The following is a 23394-nucleotide window of genomic DNA, read 5'->3' as shown; positions in this document are numbered from 1 at the left end:
TCATTATAAAAGTAAATATTATGAAATGATTCTTTCTTGTTTGAACCATTGCTCTATAACAGGTTCAGGAATGGTGTAGTTTTTATGGTCTTCAATATTAGGTATTTCTGTGAATAATACTCCTTGGAAGTTCTCTGATAGATACGTTTTAATTATATTAACTGTGTCTACTGCTTGAAAATTTTCGACATGGGGAAGATGATTATAGACCACACCATGTAGCGGAATATCATATTTTTTGATGACTTCTAGAGATAGGAGTGTATGGTTGATACTTCCGAGCTTAGAAGAGGTGACAAGAATTAGAGGAAGAGCCGACGCTTTTAGATAATCTAATGTGGTTTGTGATCTACTGTACGGAACCATTAGACCTCCAGCTCCTTCGAGAAGTATATGATCAAAACGTTTTTCTAGTGTTTGGGTTGCATCGTATACTTTCTGAATGTCGACCTCCTTAACATCGATCTCAGCGGCAAGGTGTGGAGAGACAGGAGTGCTGTATACCAAAGGAGCGGTGGTGTGGTCAAAATCTTCTTGAAATAGATTGACTCCCATCAGTTCTCTATGCTTCTCAATATCTTCGGAGTATCCGATATTACCTGTTTGGATAAACTTTTGTGTAATCACTTTATGTCCATAGTGATGTAGGCTTTTCGCCATAATACCCGTTGCGATTGTTTTGCCACAATCTGTATCTATTCCTGAGATAAAATATGTTTTTTTCATTATCTATTTTCGTTTAAGTATAAAATATGATGGAACATAGGTTAGTTGATATTTATGGTTAACCGTGGGATAATTCCTCATAAAATGGAGGTGTTGTGATTTATTCCATGATATTCCTACGCCGTTGACCCCTGTTCTTTTCATGTGAAGGAGGACCTCTTTTGGGGTGTTAAAAGAGAGTGTATGTTGCTCTTGGGAAGCGTGTAATATGTCGTATTGTTGCTCTACCATTGTTGTAATCTCATCAAAGTGGAGATAGTTTAGGCCTGCTCCAGTGGTTTGATGAAACTCTGTGTATGTTCCTTTGGTGTATATTGAGAATGCTAGTATGTCGCCTCTGTTTTGTGTTCCAGATAGCTTGTTGAGCAGGGTAGGAAGGCGCTGTATCCATTGGAATACTGAACTAGAGATGATCAAGTTGTTCTGTTGAGGCAAATCAATTTGTTCGATATCTCCCATGTAATCTTTTGCGATCGTCACAGCATGAGACTTGGTTATACCTGCTAATTTTGGAAAGCAGTGTGTCACAATATCATTTAATCGATATTCCCCAACCATATGTTTTGACAATAAGCTCTCTGTAAGTATCCCCGACCCAGCGCCGATCTCAAAGACGGTAGGTATAAATAGTGGTTGTTGTGCCAGGCAATCCACAAGTTTTTCTGCAACACGTTTCTGTATTGTTGCTTGCTGATCATAAGTGCGAAACCCTTGTTTGAAACAGGTTTGAATACGCTTCTTATCTGTTGTTAATTCTCTATCCATTGTTTCCATGAGTAGGTGCTGTAGAATGGGTTATGAAATTTATCTTTTATGATCACAATATTTTGATGTTGCCAACAGCGAATAAGATTCTTTGCTGGGTAGATCCATTCATTTTCACTAATTAAGACTGTAATACACGGGTCATTTACAGTTAATAGATTGGATTGGATTTCATCATGGTGTTCCATCAGGAAGATTAACTCTGCTTTTTGGTCCTCTATAGAGCGGTTGCAAGGAACTATGACTTCGGAAGTCCCATTCATCTTTTCATTAAAGCCTGTTAAGGTAGATGTGTTCCACCTTTTTGCTGTTAGCATAGACATCACTTTAGGCAGCCCTTTATGTTTGTCAAAACCATCACATGCGCCATTGATGACGATGAATTTATCGATAAATAGGTTGTGTTGGATATAGAATTTGGTGGCCATTATTACCCCTAGTGACCATGCTACCACCACTGTTCTATCACAATCATTGGTGATGGTCGGTTCGTGGTATTGGTGGTAACTATTGACCTCTGTGATTTGAATATCGTCGCTAGTATTAAAGTGTTTAAACACCCCTTTGTCCATCCCCCATCCGTTAAAGAATATAATATGCGTCATGGTACCATGTTTAGATTGAATGTGTCGATTGCTTCTATGATACTTACAAGTTGTTCCATTTTCATCTCTGCTGTTAATGAGAATCGTAGTCTTGCCGTCTCTTGAGGGACTGTTGGATACCTTATTGGTAGGCAGGATATATTTCTTGTCTCAAGGAAGTTTGATAACGCGATTGCTCGTTTGTTGGAACCCACTATGTATGGAATGATATAGGATTGATGTTCGATCCCTAGTTCTCTAGAAAACCAACTTGCCAAAGCTGCTAATCTATCTCTAGCCTCCTCTTGTTGGGTTAAATAATGAATAACATGTCTATTCCAGAGTGATGTGATCTCGGGTAGGGAGGTGGTGTAGATTAGTGATCTAGACTTTTGGATCAGCCACGTGCGATATATATCGTCACACACTAGGAATGCCCCCTGTGATGCTACTGCTTTTCCAAAGGTTCCAACAATAAAGTCTATGGATTTGATCAATCCTAGCTGTTCACCCAACCCCAATCCTCTTTTGCCTACTCCCCCAAATGTATGGGCTTCATCCACATATAGAAGACAGTCATATCTATTCTTTAATTCAACAAGTCTATGTAGATCAGCATAGTCGCCATCCATGCTGTAGAGTGACTCTACCACCAATATCACTTGATCATAATCGTTTCGGTATTTTATTAGATAGTCTTCTAATTGATCGTAGTTTTGATGGCGAAACCTCCAGCTTTTAGCTTTTGATAGTTGAATCCCGTCAATGATACTCGCATGTACATATTGATCTGCAATGATCAAGTCTCTTTTGGTTGTAATGGCAGGCAGGATGCCAATGTTGGCATGATATCCACTGTTAAAAAGAAGTGCAGCCTCTCTTTGGTAAAGATCTTTGAGATCTCTTTCTAGTAGCTCCATGGCTTCTGTGTTTCCTGTCAAAAGTCTAGAGGAGCAGCTTCCCATACTTGTACCATCGATACTATTTTGCTCGATAAAATCTTTATATAGTTGCTGATTCTGAGATATCCCCATGTAATCGTTGGTCGAAAGAGAGAGGTGGGACGGCGAGGGAATGGACAATCTACGAAGATTGTCCATTCTCTCTAGTTGCTCTATCCCAGCTAAGATTCGTTTTTTCATATCTATGTTAGGTTAAATGTCAATATGGTAAACTTCACTAATGGATTGTTTCAACCCTTTGATCAATTGACTAAGGGCTTTGGAGCTCATGATGTAAGGTGGCATCATATAGATAAGTTTGCCAAAGGGTCGTAGCCATATGCCATGTTTAACAAAGCTCTGTTGGAGCATTTGCATATCTACTGCCTCTTTCATTTCGATAACACCAATCGCTCCAAGGACTCTCACGTCATCAACGATTTCGAGTGCTTTGAATGGTGCTAGCTCTTGGATTAGTTGTTGTTCTAAAGTCTTAACTTTTGTAAGTGTCTCTTTCTGCATGATGATTTCTAGGCTTTGTGTTGCTACTGCACATGCCAAGGGGTTTCCCATAAAGGTAGGACCATGCATGATAACACCAGGGGTTCCTTGAGAGATGGTTGTGGCCACCTCTACAGTAGTCATGGTGGTAGCGAAACTCATCATCCCTCCTGTAATGGCTTTGCCTAAACAAAGAATATCTGGTACTACTCCTGCATGTTCTAAGGCGAACATCTTTCCTGTTCTTCCAAAGCCTGTTGCGATCTCATCGAAGATTAGTAGGATGTCATGTTGTTGGCAAAGACGATGTAGTTCGACAAGGTATTGTGGATGATAAAAACGCATGCCTCCTGCTCCTTGTACAATGGGTTCTAGAATGACTGCTGCCACCTCCTCATGGTTACTTAATATGAGTTGTTCCATGGGCTTGAAATCAGAGGTGTCCCACGTTTCAAAAAATGAGACCTTAGGAGATGGAGCGAAGAGGGTAGGTGCAAGTCTGTCTTTATAGATAGAGTGCATCCCTGTGTCGGGATCACATACGCCCATTGCATGCCATGTATCTCCATGATATCCATTTCGGACCGTTGCGAATTTTGTGCGCGTAGATCTTCCTCTTGACATTTGATATTGCAGTGCCATTTTAAGAGCTACCTCTACTGCAACAGAACCTGAATCGGAGTAGAATATTTTCTGCAATGCATCTGGTGTAATTTTTAACAGCTGGGTTGCCAGCTCTACGGCTGGACGGTGGGTTAATCCCCCGAACATGACGTGTGACATCTTCTGTATCTGATTCTGTATTGCTTGGTTAAGTTGGGGGTGTTGATAACCATGGATGGCAGCCCACCAGCTTGACATACCATCAATCAGTTTCTCTCCTGTCTCTAATGTGATTTCAACACCTTCAGCAGATGCCACAGGAAAGCATGGGAGAGGATGGTCCATAGATGTATATGGGTGCCATATATGATTGCGATCTAACTCTAGTAGTGACGTTGTATTCATCGTTAGGTTCGTTTTATTTGATGTTAAATCCAGCACTCTGAACCATTTTAAGGTCTTCATCTACAGAGGAGCCCATGGTTGTTAGAAGGTCACCAACAATAGATGCGTTGACGCCAGCAGCTAAAAGCCTCTCTTCGACATGTTTAATTTCACAACGCCCTCCTGCCAAACGTATGTTCGCATTGGGGTTGATGAATCTAAAGATGATGAAAGTGCGGATTACCTCTTCGTCGGTTAGTGGCTTACACCCTTCTAGTGGTGTTCCTTCGATTGGCATTAAGATATTGATGGGAATGGATTTTATTCCTAACTCACGTAATGCAAAGGCCATCTCTATTCGTTGCTCCATGGTTTCACCCATTCCGATAATTCCTCCTGAGCAGACTTTTAATCCGACTTCCTGTGCCGCTTGTATCGTTCTCTTTTTGTCTTCGATAGTATGAGAAGAACATAACGTATGGAAATGTGATGGGGCTGTCTCAAGGTTACAGTGATAGTGGTCGACTCCTGCCTCTACCAATGATTGAAGAGCTGTTTTGTCTATGAGTCCAAGTGAGGCACAATATTTAAGTTTTGGTGCTTCTCTCTTTAGGACTTTGTAGGTCCCAATAAGATGCTTTATATTTGATTTGTTTAATGCTTTTCCACTCGTAACCAATGAGTGTCTGTGCACCCCTTGCTGTTCAAGTGTTTTTGCCTCCTTAACCACTTGCTCTAGTGGTATAAATTCATATTGAGGGACCTTTGTGTTGAAGTGGATAGATTGGGAGCACCATTTACAATCTTCCCCACAAAGACCTGATCGTGCATTGGTGATGGAGCATAAATCGAAATGGTTTCCACAAAGGGTCTCACGAATGGTATTGGCATATGCTGACAGCTCGTGAAGGTTTTCATATTTTACCAACTCTAAGGCTTCTTCTACTTGGATCATTTGACCATTGATGATCTCATCTACTTTTCTCTTTAAAGCTTCTTTTTTCATACCGTTTAAAACCAAGAAAGGCTAGATATCCCTATCTTATATAGGGGCATCTAGCCTTTCTTGTATTCTTTTTATAATACGTGTAACAATCTATTTTATCGCATGGAATGGACGTGGATTGAGGTATTAGCCCTTCGTATAGAGATACCCTAAGCCTATCCAGTTCTTGGATACACTCTTCTTCCTCGTCCTCTTCTTTCATTGTCATAGTACTCTTTGACGATGGTATATTTAACAGTACGTCATCAACTTTAGACAAGTCCATGTTTAGAAATCCAATACGTACCAACCTACCTATCACTGCAAATAGGGCATAACTTTTTCTGCTCCACTTGGTGAAAGTAATGATGGCATTAGGTGTTATATTACTATATCTCCTCATATTGATCTCTACAGTGGGTGATCTTTAATCCCCCTTATTTGATAGACAAATGAAAAAAATAAAAAATTAAATTCATAAGAAATAAGTTATAAAGAGTCATTTAAGAGTTCTTTGACCTGTAATTTATATCTACTCTTAACTGTAAGGGATTAATGCTGTGTTCTGTATGGCATAGACGATAGCAGCCAATCCAAGAAATAATAAGTTTGGAGACTTCTTGTTCTTGATACTTCCATCTAGATGGAAATGATAATTATTAGTGTCAACAAAGTCAATACTTCCAAACGTTTGATCGTCTCTTGTAATCACACAACTTTTATCATGATTAGAATATTGTATGCGTCCTAGTGTACCCCATTCATTACATTGAACTTGTCCCATAACAGAAGGGGTCTTGTTGTTTGTTAATACCTTTCCAATAAGAAAATCATCTCTGCCGTATAGGTTCCATTTGTTGGAAAATAGGGTGGATTGAGATTTAATTAGTAATATCTCTTCATCATGAGGTGTAGAGAGAGAACACTGTAAAGTGGATAGAGATATGAGGTTATTAATACCTTGTATCTCTCCATAAAACGCAGGACGGTCTTCTTGATTTGCTGAATCAAGATAGTAGCTAATAAGAATTCTTTGGGGAGTAGGGGTAAATACTGCCCGATAACCACTTGACATAAAACTGCTCATAAGTGATAACCTTTCGTTTTTAAAATCAAATAAAGTGTAATAAGTGGTGGTGTTGCGTTTGGTTACAAAAATAGTAAAATAAACAATAAACTTTAAATAATATTTATTAATCGTTAATCTATTAACTTCTGATATTTAGAGGTTATCATCTATTGATTGTAGCGTAAATTTGTGTTTTGGTAAATATGACTAGAATCAAATATTTGCTTGTGTGTCAATTGCTAATCGTATTCGTTTAAGGTTGAATTTTTGTGATTGTAAGGTTTACTTTTTCGTGGCTGTTATGTTGAAAATTAGCTCTATAAATTTAGATCCATGTTGCTACTTAAATCCTTCACCATGGAATGTGTAATAGTTTAATGAATCGTTTATCTTTGCCCAACTAAAACTGTTAGGTATGGATTTTACAGGAGTTACACCTGTCTCGATTGTGGAGTTGTCAAAACAGAATGGGCAACAGGTAAAAGATTTATTTAAGAAACTGAAGAAAAAGAAACCAAAAAATCTAGATGCAATTATTCATAGGCTTCATGAAGAGGCTTTTGATAGTTATGACTGTCTCGATTGTGGAAACTGTTGTAGTAGTATTAGTCCTATTGTACTTGAGAAAGATATTGATCGGTTAAGTAAGCATTTTCGGATGAAGTCATCAAACTTTATTGATGAGTATCTGGAGATGGACTCTGATCAAGACTTTGTTTTTCGTACCCAGCCTTGTCCATTTCTAGGAAATGATCTGTATTGTATGTGTTATGAAAGTCGACCAAAGGCTTGTCGTGAGTATCCGCATACGGATAGAACAAAAATGTATCAAATATTAAACTTGACAGAAAAGAATAGGTCTTACTGTCCAATTGTTTATATGATTACTGAGACGATGCTTAAAATGGAGTGGTAGTAAACAATAATAACCGTATGCATACGTTTTTTCTTGAAAGGTATATTATAAGTAACAATTCATGTTAAAGAAACTATTATTATCCTGTCTAGGAGTGGTTCTATTATCAAATATAGGTCGATCTCAAGACGCTCCATATCAAACGTATCCTCTGTTAGATGTCACAATTAATCCATCGACAAGAGCTTTGGGAGGAGTGCTTTATAGTGATGTTGAGACTAATTTTGGAGTGACTCAGTTTGCGCCTAGTGAGCTTGACTCGACTTACCATAAGAAGATTGAAACTGATTATGCAATTCTATTTGATGGGGTCAAACATATCTCTTTGAGTGGAGCTTGGGCATGGAAGCCGACGGATATCTTTTCGATCAACTTTCAGACGATTAATTATGGTAGCTTTGAGAGAAGAGATGAAGAAAATATATACCTTGGAGACTACTCAGCTGCTTCATATGATCTCTCCTTGAACTACTCCAAGAAATTAAGTTCTAAGTGGCGTGCAGGAGTATCCATGCATACGCTGTTTTCTAAAATGGATATCTATGATGCTTTTGCACTCTCATTTAATGCCTCTGCAAGTTATAAAGTGAAGAGTTTCTCTGCAGCATTTGTCGTGAGAAATATCGGTGTATCGATAAACCAGTTAGATGAATCTAAAGTTTCTCTTCCTTTGGATGTTGGTTTTACTTTGGTAAAATCGCTAGATCACGCTCCATTTATTTTCTATCTGACTGCCCATCACTTGAATGAGTGGGATGCTGTTGTGATCGGTGATGATAGTGATAGTAAAGAGGACTATAGCCATTTGCTTAATCATATCAATTTTGGTACACGATTAAGGTTTAGTTCTCATTTCTGTTTGATGGCAGGATATAATAATATGATTCGTGAATCGATAGGTTCTTCCTCAAGCAAAGGCACTTCAGGAATGTCTTTCGGGTTTCAAATAGATACTTCAAAGTTTCAGTTAGCTTATAGCTTTAGTCCGATGCATAAGAGTAATATACAGCATAGTTTTGGTTTCCAATTAAAGTTGTAGAATTGAATTATCTCAGGAGATAATAAGCATAAAAAAACGTATCTTTGCGATCGTTTTTAATTATTTATATCTACCTAATGAAAGGCAAACAAACGAAGTTGGTTATTGCAATTGATGGATTTTCATCATGCGGTAAAAGTACAATGGCAAAAGATATAGCAAAACGAATGAGTTATATCTATGTGGATACAGGAGCAATGTATCGAGCAGTTACTTTATACGCTTTGCGAATGAATTGGATTAAAGAAGACCATGTAGAGAAGCAGTTGTTGATCGATGCTTTGAATGATATTCATATCTCTTTCCAATACAATGAAGAAAATCAAACTAATGTTACATTTTTAAATGGAGAGAATATCGAAACCGAAATTCGCCAATTGGGAGTGTCTAATAATGTTAGTGTTATTGCTGCCATTGCTGAAGTAAGACACCATTTGGTTAAATTACAGCAAGAGTTTGGAAACGACGGAGGTGTTGTAATGGACGGTAGAGATATTGGTACAGTGGTTTTCCCTCATGCTGACCTAAAGGTATTTATGACTGCAGACCCATTGATTAGAGCAAAACGACGTTTTGATGAGTTAAATGCCAAAGGAGATCATGTGACACTTGACGAGATTCTTGCCAATGTTGAGAAGCGTGATTATATCGATCAAAATAGAGATGAGAGCCCATTAACTAAAGCAGATGATGCCGTGGTGCTTGACAATAGTCATATCACTCCTTCAGAACAAACTGCATTGGTTATGGAGTGGATTCAAGAAAAAATTGAGGAAAAGGATCTGTAGGTCTTGTATTTGATCTTTACCTTTTGTAAAATTGTAATTCCAATTGCATTATGAAATGAGCTATAAAAACTTGTGAAGATATTTTGATTAAACAAGGTGAGAAATGGTTTCCTATGGTGATACTTCTTAACGATGAGTAATCAAGTATATAAGATGAGAGTTTCGCTCATTTAAATATGGAATTGGCATATATAGCCATAATGATGAATAGATTTTCGTATTGTGGTTTTCGTAATTCAATCTTATAGAATCCTAGTAAATTATGATCATAGAAATAGATGACAATTCTGGTTTTTGTTTCGGTGTGATCAAGGCGATCAAAAAAGCAGAAGATATATTAGAGTTAGAAGATGAACTTTATTGCTTAGGAGACATTGTCCATAACAGCTTTGAAGTTAATCGTTTGGCTCAATTGGGGCTGAAAACCGTAAGTCGTGAAGAGTACTTTACCATGAGTGATTGTACTGTTTTACTTCGTGCCCATGGAGAACCACCGGAGACTTATTTGTACGCAGAAGAGAATAACATTAAACTAATTGATGCGACCTGTCCAGTGGTCTTACGACTTCAAAAGAAAGTGAAAGATGGTTATGATGATGTGACACAAGAGAGTGGTCAGTTGGTCATCTTTGGTAAGAAAGGACACGCAGAGGTTAATGGTTTGGTTGGTCAAACAAATGGAAATGCGATTGTAATTGAGGGCACTGATGATATTAAAAATATCGATACCAGTAAAAAGACCCTTCTGTTCTCTCAGACGACCAAATCGTTAGATGGTTACCATGCACTTATTGATAATATCAAGGGTAAAGTAGGCGAAGATAAATTAACTTTCCACGATACGATATGTCGTCAAGTAGCCAATCGGATTCCTAAACTGCGCGAGTTCTCGAAGAGATATGATATAATTGTCTTTGTCGGTGGCGAGAAGAGCTCCAATGCAAAGGTGTTATACAACATATGTAAAGAGAACAATGAGAATGCATATTTTATTTCTCATCCGAACCAATTAGATCTATCTTTGTTCCACAAAAACAGTAGAGTAGGTATCTGTGGTGCGACTTCAACTCCAAGACATTTGATGGATTTGGTGGCACAGAAACTACAAGATAATTTTGATTCTTAATAAAATGATCCTATTTATTTAACCTTAATTTCTTGTCTTTTCAATCGATTGCAAGTAATATTGTGTAGGAAAGTTTTTTTCAGAATAAATAACAAAGAACAAGCGAAATAGATCATGGTGGAATTAGGAAATACAACCATTAAGAGAATTGGCCTTCTAACATCAGGAGGTGATGCACCAGGTATGAATGGCGCAATTCGTGCAGTCACACGTGCTGCAAGATATAAAGGATTAGAAGTGATTGGTATCTCTCATGGATATAAAGGTCTTATCAATAAGGCTTTTAAGAAAATGGAATCTAAGGATGTAAGTAACATCCTACAGCAAGGAGGTACAATGCTTAAATCTGCACGTTGTATGGAGTTTAAGACACCAGAAGGACGTAAAAAAGCACACGATAATATTGTTGAGGCTAAAATTGATGCCTTAGTGGTTATCGGTGGTGATGGAACTTTTACTGGAGCTGGTCTTTTTGCCAAAGAGTTTAACTTTCCTGTGGTTGGAATTCCTGGTACGATTGACAACGATTTATATGGTACAGATTTTACTATCGGTTACGATACTGCATTGAACACGATTGTAGAATGTGTCGATAAAATTAAGGATACAGCAACAGCACATGAACGTCTATTCTTTATTGAAGTGATGGGTCGTGACGCTGGATTCTTAGCGCTTAATGGAGGTATTGCTGCTGGATCAGAAGCTGTTTTGATTCCTGAAGTACCAACGAGCTATGCAGACCTTAAGTCTTACTTGGCAAATGGTTATAGAAAATCAAAAAACAGTTCAATTGTTTTGGTTGCTGAAGGAGAAAAAGAAGGTGGTGCATTTAATTGGGCTAAGAGAGTAGAGAAGGATTTTCCTGATTATGATGTTAGGGTAACTATTCTAGGTCACATTCAACGTGGTGGTACTCCATCTGCTTCAGATAGAATTCTAGCGAGTCGTTTGGGAGCTGGTGCAGTCGAAGCACTCATGGATGATCAAAAGAGTATTATGATTGGAATTGAGAATGGGGAGATTGTTCATGTTCCATTTACTAAAGCAATCAAGAATCAAAAGGTTGTAGAAAGACAACAGTTGGATTTAGTTAAGATTCTTTCGAACTAAGCAATATTGTCAAAATAATATTATCAAGGCTGTCTTTTTAGGCAGCCTTTTTTATTTTTGTAAAATGAGGTTGGTTCTTTTAAACCATTAATGAATATTCTTAAACCGTAACTTTATAAGTGCCGTTTCCCGTAATCTAAGGATGTACAAAGAGATCTCATAACTCAAATAAATTCTACAAACACAAATCTCTATACAAACGTTCTTTTGTGATTCGTTTCGCATAACAAACAGGACTACGGTGTTCTTAAAATAGTTTACTGAAGATGAATCATAATTATTAGATGTCAAATTAGTGAATTGTGGTTGATCTTATTTCTTTTCTTGTGATTATAAGCAATGACTCGATATTCTTACCAAACCTATCAAACAACGGCTTCTATATGGTTCAATGGCTGTAAATACCCATTGAATAAATTTTTGTCTATGACTATCATTAGCTTATGCATGGAGAAAATTAGTTCATTTCATCATTGCAATAGTCTTATGTTTATTAAGATGTATTTTATGTTGATTGCTGCAATTTAATTTATGTTGAGTTTATACAAATCAATATAAGGTCTTCTATATATTATTTGTATAAGTCTGCATTGTGTGTCATTATTAGATCGTTATATTTATGTTGTTAGGATCCAAAATTGTACAGTGTTAAATAATATGATCTATTTTAGTGTTTATTTGATTATACTCCCGTATCTTTGATGCGGACTGGATTATTAATTATTAAAAACGCAATTTTGGACATGAAACATTATTTTTATCTATTTACTCTTATGGTGGTATTTGTATGTTTTTCTTGCCATCAAGGGAATAATAAGCAAAAGCTAGCTACTAGTAAGGAGCAACCACAAACAGTAGTGAATGGTAATAAAAAGAGCAAACAGATGCTTATCGCTCCTATAGAAGGTGGAGATACAAGAGTTGCTGTATCTAAATTTATGGATGCTATCGTCTTTTCTAATGTTATGAATCTTGAGATGCAAGATCATGGGAAGAAATGGAGCTTCAAATTGGAAGATAGTACGATCTCAGCTCTTCTTGAGGATAAGGCCGATATAACCATGATGGTATGGGAATATCATAATAAGCCAGATATAGCCAAAGAACACCCCGAGATACAATATATATCATCTATATCTACAAATGCCAGAGAAGGGTTTGTAGTCCCTGAATATACTAGAGCATTGAGTGTGAAAGATGTGAAAGTGAAACAGAGAGTTTTCGTGGATACGATCTTTCTTTTAAAGAGATTGTATGGTATTCGTATGGAGACCGAACAGATTATTAAAACATATGATCTTCCAATGACTATAAAGCTCTGTAGTGAAAAGGAGTTGATGAGTGATATGCTTCGTTTATATAAGCAGAAGAAGGGTTTTCTTGCTTCAGGTTGGTATCCTAGTCTTATGTTTGGTTTAATGGATCTTAATATGGTTGATCGACCAACAATGAACGCATCTGAACGTGTTGATATAAATATCTATGCAACTTCAAAATGGTGTTCTTCTCACCCTGAAGAGGTAAAGATGATGAAACGCCTACGTTTAGATAATGAGTTTTTTGCTTTGGCTTTAGATGTGATGATGGAACATCAGGATGATTTAGGTGAAGCTTCACGTATTATCTATCGTCATAATAAAAAAATGTTTGATAAGATGTTACATTAGATAATCGATCACTTCGATATCTGTCTAACTCTTTAAGTGGTTAAAACGTGAATTCAAGCGACAAATGCAACTTTTCTATCAAGTTTTAGCTTATTATACATTTCAATAGGCTTATGATATCCATATCTCTTACGAGGTCTATTATTAAGCTTAGCTTGTATCCAGTCTATTTCCTTTTGTGTTAAGTTCTCAAAAGAGCTTCCTTTAGGTATATACTGTCTAATCAATCCATTTAGATTCTCATTTGCACCTCTTTCCCAAGAATGATATGGATGAGCAAAGTAGAAGTCCACCTTTAGTGATTCTGCAATATGCTTATGCTCATAGAACTCTCTTCCATTATCAGATGTAATGGTGTGTATTAGATCTTTAAAGGGGGTTAATACATCAATAGTTTGCTTTGCAAGAGCTTTGGCATTCTTTCCATTTAATAACCTTATCCAGCACAGCCCTGTAGACCTGTCGTTAATAGTGAGAATTGCCCCTTTCCGGTTCTTTCCAATAATTGTGTCTATTTCTAAGTCTCCAAAGCGTTGTTTCTCTTCCACAATTTTAGGACGCTGGTCTATACTTACGCGACCTTCCATTTTGCCCCGAAATTCGTTCTTTGCACCTCTTCTGGAGTATTTCTTATGTTTGCGTCTCAATGACTTATAAATCTCTCCACCTGCAATCTTATCCTCCCAGATATAGGTGTATATCGTTTCATGTGACACACAAGAAATCCCTTTTAATTTACTTCTGCCATTAATCTGTTCTGGACTCAAGCCTTTCTCCAAGTAATGTTTAATATAGTCTTTCATCGCTCCATCTAATACAATCTGCTTTCGCTTGTTACGATGTCTTTCTCTACATAAAGCTTCTGCATAGATCGCACAATAACATCCAGTTTCTGGATTACTATTCCTTTTTACTTCCCTACTTATTACTGACTTGTTTTTGTTGATTGCAGAGCCTATCGATTCGAAACTAGCTCCTGTTGCAAGCATCAATTCAATTAAGTATCTTTGTTTTATTACGAGTTGTCCCATTTGCATTATTTCTTGGAGGATTTATCTGTAAATATTTGATGGACAAACTTAGTATAAAGGAGGAGAAATCCTCCTTTTTGTTTCTTCAATATTTACACACAAATAACACTCATAGTTATAATATTGTGTTGCATTTATGATTTGAATGCAAGAAATATAAGAATCATCATTATAATCGGAATTATAGTCATATGTGCTTTTTGTCTTGCAACTCTCATTATTCGTTTGATGCAATTTTATATTATGATTTGATCTATAGTTAATTGTATGGTGTATTCTGATTTTATTTATCATCTCTAATTTATAAGAACAATGTCTTACTCTAACAGAATTGGTATTGATGTCACTGAATGGGGTTGTTGTCTATTTCATGTGATTAAGTTTATTATGTAGAGAAATATAGTATCATATAATATTGAAAACCTACTCCTTTTTTGAAAGGAGTAGGTTTTTTTATGTTTGTGATTATGAGTGAACTTATGTCTTTTGTGTTTGTTTTCCTTATGAGATGAAGTGAATCCTACGATAGGAGTAGATGACAATATATTATCTGAAACAAAAGATTTGATATGAAGAAGTTTGCTATTACCCTTATGCTGCAATTATTAGTTGTTTCAATCTTGTTTGCTCAAGAAATGAAACATGATGCTTCAACAAGCTTTTTTAAGCAACACCTAACGATGCCTGTTGATGGTAGAATTGAGTATAATTATCTTGATTATGAGAAGAATTTTGCGAATTATGGGTCGACACATAAATTTCAGTTTTCAGATCTTCTTTTCAGAATAGAAGGAATGTTAACTCCCAATATTGGATTTAATTTTCGAACCGTATTTAATTCGAATGATATCAATGCAAATAATATCCTAGATAATATTCAGGCTGCGAATATAACTTATACTACAGATAATAATAAGTGGTTTTTTAGTGCAGGGCGTTTCTTTATGAATGTGGGTACCGTTGAACAGTATTACAACCCCGCGGATGTATATATCTATAGTGTGGTTGGGAATAACCTTGGTGTGTATAAAACAGGGGTAACTGCTCAGTATACAACAACCAATCTGCAAAGTTTTGGCTTCCAATTGATGAATGCAGATAATGCGAGTGAAAAGCAAGACATGGAGTATAACTTATATTGGTATGGTCATATTGTAAAGGATAAGATTGAGACTTATATGAGTGTTACTGCAAAAGATAAGGGTGGTGCCGATGATACTCCTTATGCCATTAATCTTGGAATCGGTTGGAACTTTAAAGATCTACATATTGATACAGACTATGCTAGAGTGGAGAATATGCCCAACTTCTATGCAAATGCTGTCTACACTAGTGTTCCAATAAAAATTGCTTATAACTGGGACTACTTCAAACCTTATATCAAGTATATGTATAATAAGGTAGATTTTGATGGAGATGGTTATGATGTTCCAATGGAAGATGGGTCAACTGAAACTATTGATAATACTGCAATACATACCATTGAATTGGCGCTTCAATACTATCCATTAAAAGATAAGAATTTAAGATTATATGTGACTGGAGCTTACTCTTCTGATGGGAATATCTCTATTGTGACTCCCGATGCTCCAGCTTCAAGTACACGTCAGCACTATAATGCAGAGTTTCAAATTATGGCAGGAGTTAGAATAGGTTTTGATCTTCTACGTGGATGGAAATAATTTGTTTATGGCAATACGATCAAAATATTGTGATATAGCGAATAACCTATAGTTTATCATGAAAGATGGAATTGTATATAATAATAAGTCGTGAAAGATGCTGAACCACTCAGTGCTTCAGCATTTGTTTTTTTATAAACCATTAAAACAATTTGCTAATGAGAAAGAAAAAATACTTTCTAGTATGCTTTATCCTTACGATGTTAATCAGAAGTTCTTTTGCTCAGAGCTCAATTAATAGCAGTGGACATAAGATCACTGGTACAACCGGCTCCTTAAACTATTCCCTTGGACAAGTTATCTATAATACGTCTGTAAATAATGGTTCTGTTTCAGGTGGCGTACAGCAAGCTTATGAAATCTCTGTTGTAACAGGACATCGAACAGTTAACCTAGATCTATTGCAGATTTCATTTTACCCGAACCCTGTGCATGACATTCTGCAATTACAGATAGATAATGAACGGATTGGAGAAGACTTGTCATATAGTCTCTTTGATTCTCAGGGGAAGTTACTTAAAAAGGGAGTTGTCCTTTCCGATAAAACGAGAATAAACATGCAGGTCTGTAGACCTGGCGTCTATTTTTTGTATGTGACCAAACAGAATATTCAATTAAAGGTATTTAAGATCCTAAAAAACTAAATCAACTATGACTAGAATTATACTTAAGCTTTTCTTTCTGCTTATTACAAGTAGTGTCTCTTTATGCTCTCTGTTCGCTCAGAGTCCTGAGGCAGTCAATTATCAGGCTGTTATACGTAATAATAAAGGGGAATTATTAGTTAACCAGAATATTAGTATGAGGGTAAGTATTCTTGCGAACTCTGCAAATGGAGATGCTATTTATACAGAACTACATACTCCAACAAGTAATGCCAATGGCTTAATCTCAATTGAGATTGGAAAAGGGGCCACATCTGATGTTTTCTCTAGTATTAATTGGGGGCAAGGAATCTTCTATATTAAAACAGAAACGGACTTAAATGGAGGAAACAATTATACTATTGTTGGTACGAGTCAGTTGTTAAGTGTGCCTTATGCATTACATGCTAAAACTGCAGAGGGTTTAAGTGGCGACCTTAATGAAACCGATCCAGCTTTTACTGCTTGGGATAAATCAACAGGAATTACAATATCTACATCTCAGATCTCGGACATAGAAAATATTACTATAGAAGAGAAAGATGGGGATGTGACTAATGAGATACAGGATTTGTCATTGACGGGCAATATCTTAAAGATTACCCGTAATGGGGAGGCTACCTCTATAGACTTGAGTAAATATTTAGACAATGTGGATACCAAGCTAAGTGAGACAGAGGTGGATAATATCGTTTCCGCAAAGGGTTATGCTAAGACTTCTGATCTTAATGATAATGATGCATCAAATGAGATACAAGATTTGACGTTGACGGATAATATTCTAAAGATTACAAGTAATGGTGCTGCTACCTCTATCGATTTAGGAAAGTATTTAGACAACACGCAGTTAAGTGAGACAGAGGTGGATAATATTGTTTCTGCTAAGGGTTATGCTAAGACTTCTGATCTTAATGATAATGATGCATCAAATGAGATTCAGGATTTGTCATTAATAGGCAATATTTTGAAAGTTACCCTTAATGGTGCTGCTACCTCTATTGATTTAAGTAAGTATTTAGATGACACCAATTTAAGTGCTACAGAGATCAATACTATCGTTGCGGATCAAGGTTATGCCAAGACTTCAGAATTGAATGATAATGATGCTACGAATGAGATTCAGGACTTGTCATTAATAGGTAATATTTTGAAAGTGACTCTTAATGGTTCGGCTACCTCTATTGATTTAAGTAAGTATTTAGATGACACCAATTTAAGTGCTGCAGAGATCAATACTATCGTTTCGGATCAAGGTTATGCCAAGACTTCAGAATTGAATGATAATGATGCTACGAATGAGATTCAGGACTTGTCATTAACAGGTAATATTTTGAAAGTGACTCTTAATGGTTCGGCTACCTCTATTGATTTAAGTAAGTATTTAGATGACACCAATTTAAGTGCTACAGAGATCAATACTATCGTTGCGGATCAAGGTTATGCCAAGACTTCAGAATTGAATGATAATGATGCTACGAATGAGATTCAGGACTTGTCATTAACAGGTAATATTTTGAAAGTGACTCTTAATGGTTCGGCTACCTCTATTGATTTAAGTAAGTATTTAGATGACACCAATTTAAGTGCTACAGAGATCAATACTATCGTTGCGGATCAAGGTTATGCCAAGACTTCAGAATTGAATGATAATGATGCTACGAATGAGATTCAGGACTTGTCATTAACAGGTGATATTTTGAAAGTGACTCTTAATGGTTCGGCTACCTCTATTGATTTAGGTAAGTATTTAGATGACACCAATTTAAGTGCTACAGAGATCAATACTATCGTTTCGGATCAAGGTTATGCCAAGACTTCAGAATTGAATGATAATGATGCTACGAATGAGATTCAAGACCTTACGCTAACAGGTAATGATCTAAAAGTCACAGGTAATGCATTAGCGACTACCATTGGTTTAGTTAAGTATTTAGATAATACGAATCTTTCTCCAACTCAAGTTGATGCCATTGTAAGTGCAAAGGGATATGTTAAATCGAGTGATATAACAACAAAAGCGGACCTTGATTCACCATCATTTATAGGAACTCCGCAATTACCTACAGGAACTATTGCTGTAACTCAGACAGCAGGAAACAATTCGACTAAAGTGGCTACTACAGCTTATGTTGAAAATGCAGTTGCATCAGGAGGAAGTGTCTCGGATGCAACAGCATCAACAAAAGGAGTGATCAAGTTGGCTGGAAATATTGGAGGTACAGCGGATGCTCCTAAACTAGTTGTTCCAAATAATACAAATGGTGACCTTTTATATCATAATGGAACAGAGTGGTTAAGGATTGCAGCTGGAAGTGATGGTCAAGTGTTACAGATGACATCTGGTATCCCTCAATGGGTTAATGCAAGTTCCTCAGGTAGCGGTTCTGTGGAAGCGGAAGAATCCGTTACACGTATTGTAAAAGGAGAAATTAATTCAGCAGGTGGAGTTGTGTCGGGATCAGGTTTTAGTACGACTAAAAATGGAAGTAATGATTACATAATAACCTTTAATGAGTCATTTAGTGAAAAACCAGTCATTGTTTCTAACATTGTTTCAGCTTCACCAAATTATTTCACCATAGAAATAAAAAGTATAACGACTTCTTCATGTATAGTAAAAATAATTGACCCTGTCAATGGCTCTATTATGACAAGTGGATTTACTTTTATTGTGATGGGAACAAAATAAACTAATTTATTAATTCTAAAAATGAAAATTTATGGAACCTTTTATTGGTCAGATCATGTTGTGGGCAGGTAATTTTGCTCCTAGAGGATGGGCTTTTTGCTATGGACAACTTCTTCCTATTAGCTCAAATACTGCTTTGTTTTCACTTCTTGGAACAACATATGGTGGAGATGGACGGACGACTTTTGCCTTGCCTGATTTACGTGGTCGCGTAGCTGTTGGTGCTGGCACTGGTCCAGGACTATCTACTAGGGTGTTGGGACGTGGAATTGGATATGAAACAACGAGCTTATCTGTAGCTAATATGCCAAATCATACACATATAGCGTATCTAAAAGGATGTAGTGACAATGCTAATACAAATGATGTTGAAGGAGCTGCCCTTGCTTCAGGAGGACGAGATCATGAGTATCTTATTCATACCCCTGACAAAACTATGCATGCTGGTTCAGTTACTGTGTCAAATGAAGGTGGTAATATCCCATTTAATAATGTACAGCCAAGTCTGCCTCTGAGTTATGTTATTGCTTTGCAAGGGATTTTTCCTTCAAGAAGTTAAGAGTGCTTATGAGTATGTCTAAAATTTTTATTAATTCTAAAAATAAAATTTATGGAACCTTTTCTTGGTCAAGTCATGTTATGGGCAGGAACTTTTGAACCTAGAGGTTGGGCTTTTTGTGATGGAAGAACCTTATCAGTAGCAGAACATACAGCATTATACTCATTAATAGGCTCTGCATATGGTGGCAATGGTAGAACGACATTTTGTTTGCCTGATTTACGAGGAAGAGTAGCTATTGGATATGGACAAGGACCTGGGCTCACTAAGCGTTTGTTGGGTGCAAAAAGTGGCGTTGAAGCTAATGTGTTATTTGAAAGTCAGATGCCATTACATACGCATGATGCCGTATTAATGGGATCAACAGAAACTGCTGATATTAACTTGGTCACTAATGCCACTTTGGCATCAGGAGGAAGAGATAATGAATACAAGGTGGTTAATCCAAATGAAAAAATGCATAAAGATTCTGTATCTGTCAGTGAAACAGGAGGGAACGCACCTATTAATAATATGCAGCCCTATGTTGCTTTGAATTATGTAATTGCGCTTCAGGGGTTATACCCTTCTCGGAATGATTAATTAGATTCAATAATAATGGCATTTTATTTTGAAATTTATATGCCATAAATAAAAAGCGATTACCTCTTTCGAGATGATCGCTTTTTTTATTTATAGTAATAACTGATGTTTCCCATGTCTTTATTCAGGTTCATAAACCATTGATTCAATGAGCCTAAAGAATTTATTATTTTCGGGTTTATTTTTAAGTACACTGATTATCAATTCATTAAAATCACTATCGATGATTTCTGCGAGAGTTCTCATCAATTCGAGGATAAAACCCCAAATTCGTTGTACTATTACAAGTTCCATTCCTTGATCTTTTACATGAGCAAAGATTCCACCTAGCGTCTCATATGCCTCGAACCTTTTTGCTAAACTAAAAACGTTAAACTCAATAATAGCTACAGATAGATCTGCTATTTGAGCATCAAAATCACTCGATTGAGATTTTCCTAAACCAAAATAGTTCTTTGATTCCTTAAAAAAGACCTCAATACTCCATCTAATACTATATATCTGATAAGCTTTCTCTATGCTCAGCTTTGTATTTGAAGATACCAATAAATGCCATTTCCCTCGCTTACTGTTCTTGCAAAAGAATAGTTTTACATCTGTACCTTTATATTTCACTGTGACTTCTGCACAATATAGACTAAGTGACTTTACCCATTTTACTCTCTTTCGCTGTTTAAGTAAGAGAGCAAGTTCTTTGGTGCTATATTCTTTGTCTTTGAAAGAATATTTAGCACTAGACATCTTAGCCATTGCAACAAGATGCATACCATTAGAGATCACAGTTTTTAATATTGAATCACAGAAGAACCAACTGTCCATAAGTATGTAGTCTACTGTAATTCCTTGTTTAATAGCATTTACCATCATCTCTTTTGCCATCGTTATTTTATCAATAACGAGTTCTTTCTCTCGGTTAAACCCATTACTCTTTGTTGATCGTTTCTTTGAGAACTGTTTTTTACGTTGTTTGGCAGTGAGTCCAAATGGAGTCTTTTTATTCTTCCCTCTTTCTTTATGTAGAGAGAAGTCCAATGTAAAATAGCTTTTGCCATCCCATAAACCTAGAAATAATCCTTTAAAACCAAATATATAACGATGGGTTACATGCGACCATATTTTACTAACATGTTCAGTTTTGTAGGTAGACTTCTCAAAATCAGTATCGTCAATAATTAAGCATCTTTCTGCTTGATTACAGTCATCAGAGTGAGAGTTTTTGGCTATTTGACCAAAGAGTTTATTATTACATGATGAAACTATAGTACGCCAATCTATCTGGCTGTTATTTTTAAATCGATAGAATGTATTCTTTTGTGCTTCTAACATCTCTGATAGATAATGCTTACTGTAGCTATAAATATTAGGGATAGAGAAAATTGGGAAAAGTAGTAAGCCTAATAGTATGTCACCTTTGAAGTAAGTAGACTGAGGCAACTCTTTATTTCCTAATTTCAGTTGTCTTAAGTTGAGTAACTTGTAAAGGCTAATAATTCGATTAATTCCTTTTTCACTTGAACTGAAAAAACTCTGTGTCTCTGAAAAAACTTTTGTACTTTTATTCTGAAGCATGATTTATTTGGTTATTGGAACAACATTAATTTACTGATAATTAATGAATTATCAAAATAAACATGCTTCTTTTTATGCTGTAAATCAAGATGTTAGCCTACATGGGAAACATCAGGTAATAAGTTAATTACTTATTGGCTTTGTTTTCCATAAAGGCTTTGCAATAGGTTCAGTTCCTTTTCCAATAGCATTTTGTTTTTCTGATCTGATTCATTTAGAATCGTAGCTTTTACATCATTTATAGCATCAGTCCTTTCGAGTTGAACTGTTAATTTTGCTGCCAATAATCTCACTTCAAAATCCTGATCTCGTAGCATCGGAGGAATTAATTTTTTGGCAGACCATGCACTCATATCTACCAGTTCCTGCATCGCTTTTAGCTTTTCTTCTTTCGATTTACAAAGCTGTTTCTTAGAATGTCTGTACTTTGCCTGTTGTTCTTCGGTAAATAGGATCTCTTGATGGTATAGATCTGGTTTCACTACATTCTCATCGTATGAGATGATCTTCTTGTTTGCTACCACTCTTATAAGGCGAGGAATCATCCATCTCATTCCAGGAGTGCATTCTGGGTGTCCTACAACGGATGCGGTTTTTCCTTTCCCAATCTTATTGATGGTGATAAAAGGTTTGTTATTGGTCATGTTAGCCGGTGTACCTTCAATGGTATGCACATCGCTTAACATGGTTGCCAGCTTGGTATACTTACTTTCGTTGTTGGTTATTGGAACCATTACTGGTCCTTCGTAATATTGACAGTATGATATTTCTCTATCGGCCAATTCAGGGAATATTTCTTTCCCTTCTTGGGTTAATGAAAATTCCGATAGCCCATGTCCTCTATGGTCATGTTCTACATCGATGGCTTTATATCCGCTTAAGTTTAAGAAAGTGTAGTTCTCGGTTCCTGTTAATAGATAGGCTCCAGCACATATCCCAACAATTCCTTTGCCTTGTTTTTTAACAAGATCAATTATTCTTTGTCGACCAGTTTCTCCAAGGCTGGCTGCTTCTGAACTCCCACTACCTCCTGGAAATAAGTACACGTCAATATCTTCAGTATTGCCTATCATGATATCAGCAGCTGAAATGACACGGGGGTCAATATCTTTATCGATTTTTAATGCTTCCATAGCATCGGTAATGCAGAATGGGCTGTCGCCGTTTTTATCGAATACACCAACTTTAATGGTATTTGATGTAGTTGTATTTACTTGCTGTTTTGTGCAAGCAGTGAAGATCAGAAGTACTGTAAAGAGTAAAATTGTAGTTCTTTTCATATTTTAAAGGTATAAGTACATATCTGTAAACAATTATACGAAAAGATATTACTAATTGGGATGATTGTTTTTAAATTATTTGAAGAAACATCAAAATGAAATACAATATTATAAAGGAAATCGAGCATGAAATCGCATGCGCTATAAGGAATCA

22 protein-coding genes are annotated in these 23394 nt (G+C 36.3%); 11 read left to right on the top strand and 11 right to left on the bottom strand.

Features of this window, described 5'->3' with window-relative positions; all coding sequences use genetic code 11:
* Window positions 1-18 precede the first annotated feature (18 nt).
* The 8 genes from bioD to K5X82_07150 all read right to left on the bottom strand — a co-directional run bounded on the left by bioD (window position 19) and on the right by K5X82_07150 (window position 6576).
* Window positions 19-726: a dethiobiotin synthase gene (bioD, locus tag K5X82_07185; protein QZT38673.1), complete on the bottom strand. Its 708-nt coding sequence runs from the start codon at window positions 724-726 to the stop codon at window positions 19-21.
* A gap of 3 nt (window positions 727-729) precedes the next feature.
* On the bottom strand, window positions 730-1491 hold the full coding sequence (locus tag K5X82_07180; protein QZT38672.1) for a hypothetical protein: 762 nt from the start codon (window positions 1489-1491) through the stop codon (window positions 730-732).
* The gene (locus K5X82_07175; protein ID QZT38671.1) at window positions 1476-2096 is read right to left on the bottom strand and encodes a DUF452 family protein; all 621 of its coding nucleotides are present in this window, start codon (window positions 2094-2096) and stop codon (window positions 1476-1478) included. The genes K5X82_07180 and K5X82_07175 overlap by 16 nt, the downstream gene beginning before the upstream one ends.
* Window positions 2093-3217, bottom strand: a complete 1125-nt coding sequence (locus K5X82_07170; GenBank protein QZT38670.1) for an 8-amino-7-oxononanoate synthase — start codon at window positions 3215-3217, stop codon at window positions 2093-2095. Before K5X82_07170 ends, K5X82_07175 begins: the two co-directional genes overlap by 4 nt.
* A 12-nt stretch (window positions 3218-3229) precedes the next feature.
* The gene (gene bioA / locus K5X82_07165) at window positions 3230-4525 is read right to left on the bottom strand and encodes an adenosylmethionine--8-amino-7-oxononanoate transaminase (protein ID QZT38669.1); all 1296 of its coding nucleotides are present in this window, start codon (window positions 4523-4525) and stop codon (window positions 3230-3232) included.
* Window positions 4526-4538: 13 nt separating this feature from the next.
* Entirely contained in the window at window positions 4539-5510 is a 972-nt protein-coding gene (gene bioB, locus K5X82_07160) for a biotin synthase BioB (protein QZT38668.1), read from the bottom strand.
* Between the two features lie 31 nt (window positions 5511-5541).
* On the bottom strand, window positions 5542-5892 hold the full coding sequence (locus K5X82_07155) for a hypothetical protein (protein ID QZT38667.1): 351 nt from the start codon (window positions 5890-5892) through the stop codon (window positions 5542-5544).
* Between the two features lie 135 nt (window positions 5893-6027).
* Window positions 6028-6576 carry a hypothetical protein gene (locus K5X82_07150; protein QZT38666.1) on the bottom strand — a complete coding sequence of 183 codons (549 nt, stop codon included), beginning with the start codon at window positions 6574-6576 and terminating at the stop codon, window positions 6028-6030.
* A 397-nt stretch (window positions 6577-6973) separates the two neighbouring features.
* Here K5X82_07150 and K5X82_07145 point away from each other — a divergent pair, with 397 nt between their 5' ends.
* The 6 genes from K5X82_07145 (at window position 6974) to K5X82_07120 (ending at window position 13204) form a co-directional block, all read left to right on the top strand.
* Entirely contained in the window at window positions 6974-7474 is a 501-nt protein-coding gene (locus K5X82_07145; protein QZT38665.1) for a YkgJ family cysteine cluster protein, read from the top strand.
* A 61-nt stretch (window positions 7475-7535) separates the two neighbouring features.
* The gene (locus K5X82_07140; protein ID QZT38664.1) at window positions 7536-8513 is read left to right on the top strand and encodes a PorV/PorQ family protein; all 978 of its coding nucleotides are present in this window, start codon (window positions 7536-7538) and stop codon (window positions 8511-8513) included.
* 77 nt (window positions 8514-8590) lie between these two features.
* Window positions 8591-9301 carry a (d)CMP kinase gene (gene cmk, locus K5X82_07135; protein QZT38663.1) on the top strand — a complete coding sequence of 237 codons (711 nt, stop codon included), beginning with the start codon at window positions 8591-8593 and terminating at the stop codon, window positions 9299-9301.
* A gap of 262 nt (window positions 9302-9563) precedes the next feature.
* Window positions 9564-10427: a 4-hydroxy-3-methylbut-2-enyl diphosphate reductase gene (locus tag K5X82_07130; GenBank protein QZT38662.1), complete on the top strand. Its 864-nt coding sequence runs from the start codon at window positions 9564-9566 to the stop codon at window positions 10425-10427.
* A gap of 114 nt (window positions 10428-10541) precedes the next feature.
* A complete protein-coding gene (pfkA, locus tag K5X82_07125) occupies window positions 10542-11537 on the top strand; it encodes a 6-phosphofructokinase (GenBank protein QZT38661.1) in 996 nt (331 codons plus the stop codon).
* 743 nt (window positions 11538-12280) lie between these two features.
* Window positions 12281-13204, top strand: a complete 924-nt coding sequence (locus K5X82_07120; GenBank protein QZT38660.1) for a hypothetical protein — start codon at window positions 12281-12283, stop codon at window positions 13202-13204.
* Window positions 13205-13257: 53 nt separating this feature from the next.
* Here the strand turns inward: K5X82_07120 and K5X82_07115 are convergent, their stop codons facing one another.
* Complete coding sequence (locus K5X82_07115) at window positions 13258-14235, bottom strand: IS30 family transposase (GenBank protein QZT38659.1); 978 nt, start codon at window positions 14233-14235, stop codon at window positions 13258-13260.
* Between the two features lie 569 nt (window positions 14236-14804).
* On the opposite strand from K5X82_07115, the gene K5X82_07110 reads away from it, so the two are divergent.
* From K5X82_07110 to K5X82_07090, 5 genes are all read left to right on the top strand, one after another.
* Complete coding sequence (locus K5X82_07110; GenBank protein QZT38658.1) at window positions 14805-15917, top strand: OprO/OprP family phosphate-selective porin; 1113 nt, start codon at window positions 14805-14807, stop codon at window positions 15915-15917.
* Between the two features lie 158 nt (window positions 15918-16075).
* On the top strand, window positions 16076-16561 hold the full coding sequence (locus K5X82_07105) for a T9SS type A sorting domain-containing protein (protein QZT38657.1): 486 nt from the start codon (window positions 16076-16078) through the stop codon (window positions 16559-16561).
* Between the two features lie 7 nt (window positions 16562-16568).
* Complete coding sequence (locus K5X82_07100) at window positions 16569-19250, top strand: hypothetical protein (protein QZT38656.1); 2682 nt, start codon at window positions 16569-16571, stop codon at window positions 19248-19250.
* 31 nt (window positions 19251-19281) lie between these two features.
* Window positions 19282-19809 (top strand): tail fiber protein, encoded by a 528-nt coding sequence (locus K5X82_07095; GenBank protein ID QZT38655.1) that lies wholly within the window; start codon window positions 19282-19284, stop codon window positions 19807-19809.
* A gap of 51 nt (window positions 19810-19860) precedes the next feature.
* Window positions 19861-20391, top strand: a complete 531-nt coding sequence (locus K5X82_07090) for a tail fiber protein (GenBank protein ID QZT38654.1) — start codon at window positions 19861-19863, stop codon at window positions 20389-20391.
* A gap of 120 nt (window positions 20392-20511) precedes the next feature.
* Here the strand turns inward: K5X82_07090 and K5X82_07085 are convergent, their stop codons facing one another.
* Both K5X82_07085 and K5X82_07080 read right to left on the bottom strand, forming a co-directional pair.
* Window positions 20512-21960 carry a transposase gene (locus tag K5X82_07085; GenBank protein QZT38653.1) on the bottom strand — a complete coding sequence of 483 codons (1449 nt, stop codon included), beginning with the start codon at window positions 21958-21960 and terminating at the stop codon, window positions 20512-20514.
* Window positions 21961-22091: 131 nt separating this feature from the next.
* A complete protein-coding gene (locus K5X82_07080) occupies window positions 22092-23240 on the bottom strand; it encodes a hypothetical protein (protein ID QZT38652.1) in 1149 nt (382 codons plus the stop codon).
* Between the last annotated feature and the right edge of the window lie 154 nt (window positions 23241-23394).

This window comes from Prolixibacteraceae bacterium (assembly GCA_019856515.1).
Classification (GTDB): Bacteria; Bacteroidota; Bacteroidia; order Bacteroidales; family Prolixibacteraceae; genus Halosquirtibacter; species Halosquirtibacter xylanolyticus.
The sequence above is the reverse complement of the archived record's forward strand: the minus strand, read 5'-3'. Positions and strand labels throughout refer to the sequence as shown.